The sequence below is a fragment of the Rickettsiales endosymbiont of Stachyamoeba lipophora genome (assembly GCF_003932735.1).
Taxonomy (GTDB): Bacteria; Pseudomonadota; Alphaproteobacteria; order Rickettsiales; family 33-17; genus RICK01.
This window is the reverse complement of sequence record NZ_CP033611.1, coordinates 849,609-859,784: the sequence shown is the minus strand read 5'-3', so window position 1 is coordinate 859,784 and position 10,176 is coordinate 849,609. Positions and strand designations below refer to the sequence as shown.

The following is a 10,176-nucleotide window of genomic DNA, read 5'->3' as shown; positions in this document are numbered from 1 at the left end:
TTAAATTATTTTAATTTTTCTTGTAGAAGTTTTTACCTTACAGCCTACAGTATTATTAATAAGGTAAATGTAAACTCATACCTTCAGGAGGAAATATGTTTTCAGTATTATCATATTACGTAAATAGAGTAAAAGGACACGAATTACAAACTAATAACGATGCAGAAGATATAGAATTTATCCAACCTTATATGGTCCCTAGCACTCCTGAAATAAAAGTTCAAGGATTTCAAGAGACATTAAGAGCGCTGACTAAGGAAGATTATTTTAGCGACCCATCCTTTGCTAAAACACCAGTTTCTACCGAAAAAGTTATCACAAGTGACACTGAAGAAAAAGTTATCATAAGTGAAACTGAAATAGCTGTACATTTTAATGCACCAATTATTCAAGGACAAACTCCTATAGCAACTGAGGTATCCTCTCAACCCTTGAGTGCAGCTGACAAGCCAGATACTGTAGGAACAGAAACCACTACTAAACCAGAATTAGCTTCCCAACCACTAGAAGCGCAACCATCCTCTGCAACTGCTGTATCCTCTCAACCCTTGAGCGCAGCTGACAAGCCAGAGACTGTAACAATAGAAACCACTACTAAATCAGAATTAGCTTCCCAACCACTAGAAGCGCAACCATCCTCTGCAACTGCGGTATCTCCTCAGCCCATTCACCCATCACAAGAACAAAAACAACCATTTGAAGATATTAACAAGGCAAGCGCCCCCTCTAATACTACAGATACAAAAGCGATAACACCAACAGCAGCTGCTACTACTTCTGCCCCTCCTTCATTACCGCAGCCAAATAATATAGATTCACCATCCAACACTTTTGCAGCACGAGTTGCTCAGACTCAATCGCACACGGATACGCATCGGTTCAACCTTCACGAAATATTAATGAAGTCTGCCGCAATTCAGGCAATTGTAAAACAAGGGCGAGAAGCTGCAGCTCGCGGCGAGGGGGTTCTCCCATCAATATAAAAAGCATCTTTATTGCGTGGCTTTTTTTGTAGCACAAGCTATACATGCGCTATTGATCATACAATTGATATAAGGAATGAGAACACAACAATGAGAGCAATATTACACATTGCTGGTTTGGCAATAAGATAATAAAATACCAGCATCCTATGTTTTTAATTATCTTATTGCATACAATGTAGCTTTTTTAATAGACACAAGTAACCTGCCAGCTTAGTATCCATGTGAATATTCATTTATGAAGCACATGAATGCTAGGCTAGCTTGTAAGTTCGTAAGTATTATTACCTTTTGGTTTTGTTTATTGCTTTTTATCCCAGCAGCAATAGATTTAAAGACTAATTTTCATAACTCAATTGTTTTTGTTGCAGTAAGCTTAGTCGGCATTATTTTTTCTACTTTTTTTATTTGTTTATTTCTCAAAGAAGATTTTTCTACTATATCTATTAAGGAAGGGTTTTTAATTACTAATCTAATTTGGTTTGTTTCTATCGCCATAGGGGTAGCCATTTATAGTCAAATACAACATCCTTTAACTTTAATAGATGCTATTTTTGAAAGTGTATCAGGTTTTACCACTTGTGGGGCATCAATCATTGATGATCCGCAGATTTATTCAGATGGGGTATTATTATTTAGATCTTTAACTCAATATTTAGGGGGGGTAGGATTCGTAGTAATTGCTATGATAATTTTACCAAGTTTACGTATTGGCGGCATGCAACTTTTTCAAACCGAAAGTTCAGAACATAGTGATAAATTATTTCCTAGTCTTAGGGAGCTTGCATGGTCAATCATGAAAGTCTATTTTGGGCTCACTATATTATTATTTATCTTACTTAAATATTATGGCTTAAATACTATTGATGCGCTAAGCCATACTATGACTACAGTATCTACAGGGGGTTTTAGCAACTATCCAGAGTCTATTGCACATTTTAAATCATGGAAAATAGAATTCATTATATCTATTTTCATGTTATTATGCAGCTTGCCTTTTGTTAACTACATTGGATTTATAAAAAATAAGAAATTAAGTCATAATTTTGCAGATGAACAAATAGTATGTTTTCTCTTATTACTGTTTGGTGCCTTTATACTAACTACGTGGTTTAACTATCAAATAAACAATATCGAACCATTACATGCTACGCGTATCAGCTGGTTTAATATCGTTTCTATTATTACTACCACTGGCCATGCAAGTGATCGTTACTATTTATGGGGAAATTTTAGCACCGTGTTATTCCTTACTCTTGCAATTATAGGCGGATGTACAGGTTCCACCTCAGGAGGAATCAAAATATTCAGAATAAATATTATCTGGCAAGGAATTATCAGCAGCATCAAACAACTAATTTACCCACGTCAAGTTATTAGAATCACTTATAACAAACAACCAGTCAGCGAGCTTATTATACGGGATTGTTTAGTTTTTGCCTGTCTTCACTTTATTACTTTAATAATAGCCATAATATTCATGAGCCTGGATAATATTGATTTATTAACTAACGTATATGCTGCTATTGCAGCTTTATCTAATGCTGGGTTTTCAATAGAAAATGTTATGACTCAGCAAAGTTATCAAGCTCTTCCAACATTATCTAAAACAATCTGTATTATTCTTATGTATCTAGGTAGGCTGGAATTTTTTACATTTTTAGTAATGCTTAATCGGCATTTTTGGAAATAATATATTTTCTTACACCCTGCCAAACACCTAAAATGTTATAGACTATCAAGCAAAGTTTGAGTATGTATAATTATTAAACTAATAATTTAATTACCCCACTAATTATAATAGGATAAGTTGTATGAATAAAGAGCTATGTTGGAGCTTACAGGACTTATTAGATGCCGGTTTAAAGGAAACCTCCTTATATGAATATTTATCAACACAAGGTTTAAACTTTATTGATGTAGGAGCCAAGGACGGTGTAGTTGATGCGGTTAAAGGCCTCTCTTCATTTTTAAATGCACTCTTATTTGAACCTAATAAAGATGAGTATCAAAAAATAGCTAATGATCACCCGTTCAAATCTCAAGAATTATTTAATGTAGGATTGGGTGCTAAAAATCAAGAGCAAAACTTATATATTACTGAAAGCTCTATGTGCTGTTCTATATTCAAACCGAATGAATTTAATACTAAACGATATGGATTATATGGATACAAAGTTAAAGCAGTAGAGAGTATTCAACTCACTACTTTAGATGCTTTAAATATTGCATCAGACTCATCATATATTTTAAAACTTGATGCACAAGGTGCCGAACTGGATATAATTCGCGGTGGGCAAAATTTTATAGAACATAATGTAACTGCCATCATCTCCGAGGTTAACTTTATAGAGTCTTATGATAACATACCCTTATTCTCTGAAATTGAGTTGGCACTAAGAAAATTAGGATTTACCTTCGTAACCTATACGGACTTTATGTATAGATCTAACAATAAAAATAAATCTCATGGTTTATCCCGAGAAAGGCTATTTCATGCTGATGCATTGTTTATAAAAGATCCTATTATTAATGAACAAAAAGATATCTCTCAGTGTTATCAATTAATAACTCTATATGTTTTATACAACCTATATGATTTAGCTTTAGAATTAGTTGATCATCTTGAGTTAGATAATATTGATAAACATCAATTAATAATTTTCATTAATAACTGTAGAAAAAAATATTTACAGAAGAATATTGAACTCACAGAAAAAAATCTAGCGTTATTAAAAGACGAAGTACAAAATAATAAGCAGGTTGAATACTACCTCAATTTAAGATCTATTCTATAGGATGTAGAATTTATGGAACAATGCTTAATTTCTGTAATAGTACCCTCCCGTAGGCCTAATGAGTTATTACAGCTTATAACTACAATTGATCATAATACTTTTGATAAAAGTCAGATTGAGTTGATTATTAAAATAGATGAAGATCAACCTGAATTTACAGCTTCAATTCAAGAGATAATTACTAATTATGATTTTACAATTAAGCTATTAACAAGCCCAAGACTATATGGTTATTTTACCATGTGGGCTAATAACCACTTATGCTTTACTCACTTAGATAATGATGCATATTTTGTATTATTACTAACTGACGAAGCTCGATTTGAAAAAGATTGGGATAAAAGCTTACGTAAATATCATGGTTTTTATAATGATCATATTTTTAGGTTAAAGTTATCTCATGCTAAATATTTAAATTACTATAATATTGGCCAGGTAAATTATCTTCCTGATAGTTTTTCTGTTTTAACCCGCAAGTGGTTAGAACTCACTAACGGTTATGGTGATTGTTGGGGTTCTGATGTATTTACCCAATCAATAAGCTATCATTTAGGCAGAGGAATAGGAAGCTTTGCTTCTCCGTTTATTAAAGAGCCTATATCCAGAGATATTCCTGTTAACGAAAGGGTGCTGTCTAACTTAGAAATATTTGGAGATAGTTCTAATGAACTTACCTTATTATGTAAAAATCTAATCATGTATGATGAATGGATACGTACTCTATCTTACAAAACTCAGCGGATGCATTGTTATTATGCTAGACTGATATACTTAAATATTATTGCTCATCAATTGCAATTAGAACATTTTGAAATAAGACAAAATATTTTCACCAAACAATTATTATTAACCGATACTCAGTTAAACCAAGAGATCATAAAAGTGAGCTATAACGTGCCTCGTTTATATGGTTCAATACCCCAACTAGGATTTAAATATTTTAAATATAGAGTACAAATTAAGTTGTTTTATCCTTTATTACTAAGAATATTAAAATTATTTAGCCTTAATACTTTATTGAAGCCTTTTGCATCTTTAGCTAAAGGATGCAAGAAGATTGTTTTAAATAAAATAAATCAATTTATTGAAATATTATACCATCCTTTAGTTCAAAAAGCTCTTTTTCCTATATGCTTCTTTTTTAAACCACGAATTTCATCTAACCTTTTACAGCCCAGAGAAATTGTAATTTATAACAGCTCTCAACCTGGAAAGATTCAATCAAAAGAACCTATTTTAGCTCTTGATAGCGGCAGTTTATTTAAAGTAAAAAACAAAAGCCTAATCCCCTCAAAGTTTTTTAAGAAAATCATTGCTAAATGTAATTATACTTCTTGTTCCGATGAGGAATTTGAACAACATATTAATAAAATTTTTAGTAATGGTTATAAAACTGATATCTAGCTTTTTCTTAATCTTTACCTACAAACCACCATTTGCAAAGCAAAGAGTGTTAACCTTTATTTAAACTAAAAAATACAATAAAAAAGCATTTAAAATAGAATATAGTATTATATAAGTCGCATTAATCCCATTTATGCTGACTTCAATATCATTCCTACTACATTTGTAAATATGCTTTTTCTATATCAACAGTAAATTTATTAAATAAGAATTATGCATAATCTCTCTAAACGTAAGTTTAGGATAAGATAATAAGTTTGAAGAGAGCTTTAAAGGATAAAGATAAATAATAAGGATAAAACCTGGCAACTTATACAAAAAGCATATTTTATGATGCTACAAGGTACAAGTGACTAAAATTACCGGGTTATTACTGCAAATAGCGTAGATGTATAAGGGAGGATTTATCTTCACTTACTTTACTAATGATTATGATAGTGAGTATATAATAATCAATTCAATAATTGTTCACGCTAATCCATGTTATGCCGGATATAAAACAGAACAACATAATGACACTACTTAAGCCTCCCAGTTAATTAATGGCTTGGGAGATTCTGAGGTAATTGCTACTAAAGAACATTACAGAATACCTTGACTGAGCAAGATGGATTACAACAATCCCTCCCGGTAATTTCATCTCAGAAAAACCGTAAAATCCCTAGATCTGATGACCAGCATATTGGCAAAGAGCACCATCTTATTTAATGCTTCTTCAATAAAATTAAGCATTTTAGCCGTGTTTTCTATCTCTTTGATAAAAATCTTCTTCCTTTGCCGGTTTCTTGGCTTTTGCCTCTGTTATTATTTGGCTAAAATAGGTGTACACAACCTAAATAATAATATGATTTGCCAATAGGCTTCTATTAATAAATGCAGTGTAAAAAGTGATTTGAGTATCAAAGCTTACTTATGTTACTCATTTTTAATAACTTCCACCCCTCGTCTGCATTTTTTTAAAAGATTTTATTTTCCTACGCTTACCAAAGAGGTCTATGATAGCTTGGTTTGATCAATGTTACTATGAGCTTTTGGCAAGTAAAGCAACTGACCTGCATACTAACCATCACTTTTACAAACTATATTAGCCATTAAAATACAAAAAAGGCTGTAAGAAATTTCTTACAGCCTTTTTTTATTTATTAAGTAGTTCTAAATTAGAAGTTTAATTTAGCACCAACTAATACTACGCTACCGCTGTTCTTAGATGCAGCAACTGAAGTACCTGTAGCTGCAGTAGTATAAACCTTACTTTTTTCAGGTTTGTATGAGAAGAAGTTACCTTCAACATATGCTAAAGCACCTTTAGCAACTTCATAATCAGCACCAACAGAGAGCATATCAAATTTGTTTTTCATACGCTTTGATGAGAAATTGGTTACACTTAAACCAATTGGACCTTGTACGATTGAAGCACCTGCGGTGTAGTATTTAGCTTTACTGGTGTTAAAGATATCGGTTTCTTTAGTATTACCTGATTTACCGTTATCACCATAAGAACCAGCAAGACTAATGTTAGCATAAGATACAACAGCACCAACGTTATATGCACGTAGGTTGTGGTAAATATCTCTATCACTATTTGCAGTTGCAGTTAAGTTTTTCTTAGCTTTACCGTATTGACCAGAAGCACCTAATTTAATTGCCACGTTGTCAATCGCATAATCATACGCTAAAGAACCGGAGAATATATTTGTAAATCCAATTCTGCTTGTTCTTGCTAAAACAGCAGTAGCAGCAGTAAAGTCTTTACCTTTCATACCAGAAAGACCACCCCTGCTTTCGTTATCTCCTGCGTAAGAGATACCAAATTTCAGGCCATTCATGTCTGGAGTATAGTAAGTTACTTTATTGTATTTACGTACTGAAGAAGATTCATCTGCATGAAGCTCAGCATCAGTTAAATATTGAGCCGGAGTTCTATCAGTACCTGCAGCACTGTTAGCAATATCCATGTAACCAACTCTATCGTTTACAAAGCTCAATGCATCACCATCTATACCACCTGAAGCACGTGCAATATTGGTAGCATCAACTTTCATGCTTTTTGAAGCAGCATCTTGGTTACCAAGTTCTATACGACCCATAGCTGAATCAAAATATACGAAGCTTCTTCTAATTCTTGCAACATCATCTGCTGCATCATTATCAAGCTTTGCATTTTTAAGATCATCAAGATCAATTTGTACGCCATATACTAAGCCAGCATCATTTCTGCCTTCAGCTTTAACGCTTACTTTAGCAGATGTAGACATGTTAGTACGAGCATTTTTACTGTCAGCTGTAGTAGCACCTGAAGTTTTATAATCTGATTTTTGACTTGTAACGCCAAGCCTTGAATCTACCTTACCACCTACAGTTACAATTGGAGCATCAGCGAATGATACGCTGCTTACACCAGCAACTAAAGCAGAGGTAAGTAGTAATTTGGTTATGTTTTTCATAGTTAAACCTTACCCTATAATGGTTGAACATGATATAGTTAGAACTATATTCTCTATTATAGTTACCTTATTTACCCTATACTTATCAATATATGTAAGATAATCATAACAGATTTTAGTAGATATTTAACAATGTAATGTGCTATAAATATCACAATTAATTCAAGCATTTAGTAGCAATCATGGCCGTTTTCAACCCCTTTCAAAGTTTTGCAACAATATTTTATGTTAACCTTCTTACTAAATTTAAATATTTAGATGATATTTGTTTAAAATTAGAAGATTTAGCCATTTCAATATCTTGTTATGAATTTGCGCAAACTAAACATATAGAATCAAAACCAAATGATGATTGGATAATTGAGATTTTAGTTGATGATCTAGCCAAAGAACAGCTTATTAAGAACACGATTTCTTTATTAGAACTAGAAGAAGAAGTTGAGCTGTTAGCGTCTGGTTGCGTGCCTGAAACAAATTGGCTTGATGAGGTGGCAAAAAATATATCCAAAATCAAGGCAGGACGCTTTACTATTGATGGCATCGTAAAACATCATCCTAGCAAATACCATTTAACAATTAAGGCTGCTCGAGCTTTTGGTAGTGGAGAACATGAGACCACCAAGCTTTGTTTATTAGGAATTAGCTATCTGTGTAATAAATCAAGATTTACTCATATATTAGATTTGGGTTCTGGAAGTGGCATTTTAGCGATGGCAGCTTCTAAGCTTTCTAATGCAGAAATATGGGCAACTGATATTGATGATGTGGCGGTTAAAACATGTATAGAAAATATCAATAGTAATAAGATACAATCTAAAATTAATTGCTTTGTTTCTAATGGATATAAATCTAGCAAATTTAGAGGTAAAAAGTTTGATTTAATTATTGCAAACATTTTAGCTAGGCCCTTAGTTTCCATGTCTCAAAACACCTATCAACATTTACAAAAGGGAGGATTTGCAATATTTTCAGGCATCATCCGCTCTCAAGAACGCATGATTATTAATGCTCACAAAAAATTTGGTATGAAACTAATTAAAACTTTTAGGTTAGGACATTGGTCGATGCTTATTATGCAACGTTAACTTCTGTAAATAAAAAATTTTGTTGATCTTTTTCTGAAATAATTAAATTAGTTGTATCTCCCCAGTCAATTTGTAATTCAGGATCATTCCATTTTATACCAACTTCATTAAGAGGTGCATAATAATTATTAGTTTTATACAGTACTATAGTTTCATCATTTAAGGTTTTAAACCCATGAAGAAATCCACACGGTATATATATAAAAGAGTAATCGTCTTGAGAAAGGGTAATAGATACATATTTCCCATAAGTTTTGCTACTTCTACGAGCATCAACTATTACATCTACAATACTACCTCTTAAGCAAGATACTAACTTAGCTTGGGGATAGGGCTCAAGCTGTGCATGCAAGCCACGTAAAGTATGTTTGTAAGAATTAAATGATAAATTATCTTGTAGTGGAGTGAAATCAATACCTTGGGCTTTTAAATTTTGATAATTAAACAATTCCACAAAAAAGCCTCTATTATCGCTGAATTGTTGAGGTTTGATTAGTTTTACCTCAGGTATTTCAAGGCTCGTTATTTCAATCATAATTTTAGCATATTGAATAATTGCCCTCCATAAGAGGAAGAGCTGTTTTTTTCTGCCAGCTTATGAAATTGTTGCTTATCAATAAAACCTGCTTTATAAGCTTCATATTCTATAGCACCAATGAGTAGGTTTTGCCTTTGCTCTAATGTTTGGACAAATTGGCTTGCGGTTATCATTGAATCATGAGTTCCCGTATCAAGCCAAGCGCATGAAGCACCAAAAATTTGCAAATCTAATCTATCTTCGTTGAGATACAACATATTTAAATCGGTAATTTCTAACTCCCCACGTTTAGAAGGAGTAAGGCTTTTTGCTTTTTCAACTACATCTGAAGGATAAAAATATAAACCAGTAACAGCATAATTAGACTTAGGTATAAATGGCTTTTCTTCAATTGAAACTACTTTCATATTTTCATTAAACTCAGCAACACCATATTTTTCTGGATCTTTCACATGATAACCAAAAATTACTCCTTTATTCTGGGTTTTAACTTGGATTTGTGCATCTAAACATAATTTATGCATTTGCTCACCATAAAAGATGTTATCTCCAAGCACTAAACAAGTAGGAGTATTTTGGATTAACGGTTCGGCTATAATAAAGCTCTCGGCTATACCATTTGGCTTGGATTGTGCTAAATATTTTATTTTTAGTCCCAACTCTTCCCCGTTACCTAATAAATCTTCAAACAACGGTTGGGTTTGCGGTGTAGAAATAATGATAATATCTCTTATGTGTGAAGAAATCAGGAGTGATAAAGGATAATATATAGTAGGCTTATTATAAATAGGTAACAATTGTTTAGAAATGACTTTAGTAGTAGGATACAGCCTGGTTCCACTTCCACCCGCAAGAATTATGCCTTTCATTAACCTTATTTTTACCTTTATGTTATTGAATAAAATAAAAATATCATGTAATAAC

At 32.6% G+C, this 10,176-nt stretch carries 8 protein-coding genes; 5 read left to right on the top strand and 3 right to left on the bottom strand.

Going from position 1 to position 10,176, the window contains the following annotated elements; genetic code table 11:
- Positions 1 to 95 precede the first annotated feature (95 nt).
- The 4 genes from EF513_RS03915 (at position 96) to EF513_RS03900 (ending at position 5,185) form a co-directional block, all read left to right on the top strand.
- A complete protein-coding gene (locus EF513_RS03915; RefSeq protein WP_125216112.1) occupies positions 96 to 983 on the top strand; it encodes a hypothetical protein in 888 nt (295 codons plus the stop codon).
- A 238-nt stretch (positions 984 to 1,221) separates the two neighbouring features.
- Positions 1,222 to 2,676 (top strand): TrkH family potassium uptake protein, encoded by a 1,455-nt coding sequence (locus EF513_RS03910; protein WP_125216111.1) that lies wholly within the window; start codon positions 1,222 to 1,224, stop codon positions 2,674 to 2,676.
- A 121-nt stretch (positions 2,677 to 2,797) separates the two neighbouring features.
- Positions 2,798 to 3,781: an FkbM family methyltransferase gene (locus EF513_RS03905; RefSeq protein WP_125216110.1), complete on the top strand. Its 984-nt coding sequence runs from the start codon at positions 2,798 to 2,800 to the stop codon at positions 3,779 to 3,781.
- A gap of 12 nt (positions 3,782 to 3,793) precedes the next feature.
- Entirely contained in the window at positions 3,794 to 5,185 is a 1,392-nt protein-coding gene (locus EF513_RS03900) for a hypothetical protein (protein ID WP_125216109.1), read from the top strand.
- Positions 5,186 to 6,342: 1,157 nt separating this feature from the next.
- On the opposite strand, the gene EF513_RS03895 is transcribed toward EF513_RS03900, so the two are convergent.
- Positions 6,343 to 7,629, bottom strand: a complete 1,287-nt coding sequence (locus EF513_RS03895) for a porin (protein ID WP_125216108.1) — start codon at positions 7,627 to 7,629, stop codon at positions 6,343 to 6,345.
- 182 nt (positions 7,630 to 7,811) lie between these two features.
- On the opposite strand from EF513_RS03895, the gene EF513_RS03890 reads away from it, so the two are divergent.
- Positions 7,812 to 8,714 carry a 50S ribosomal protein L11 methyltransferase gene (locus EF513_RS03890; RefSeq protein WP_125216107.1) on the top strand — a complete coding sequence of 301 codons (903 nt, stop codon included), beginning with the start codon at positions 7,812 to 7,814 and terminating at the stop codon, positions 8,712 to 8,714.
- Here EF513_RS03890 and rfbC read toward each other — a convergent pair.
- Positions 8,701 to 9,249, bottom strand: a complete 549-nt coding sequence (gene rfbC / locus EF513_RS03885) for a dTDP-4-dehydrorhamnose 3,5-epimerase (protein ID WP_206425214.1) — start codon at positions 9,247 to 9,249, stop codon at positions 8,701 to 8,703. The two genes, EF513_RS03890 and rfbC, sit on opposite strands and share 14 nt — an antisense overlap.
- The gene (rfbA, locus tag EF513_RS03880) at positions 9,246 to 10,121 is read right to left on the bottom strand and encodes a glucose-1-phosphate thymidylyltransferase RfbA (RefSeq protein ID WP_125216106.1); all 876 of its coding nucleotides are present in this window, start codon (positions 10,119 to 10,121) and stop codon (positions 9,246 to 9,248) included. The genes rfbC and rfbA overlap by 4 nt, the downstream gene beginning before the upstream one ends.
- Positions 10,122 to 10,176 lie beyond the last annotated feature (55 nt).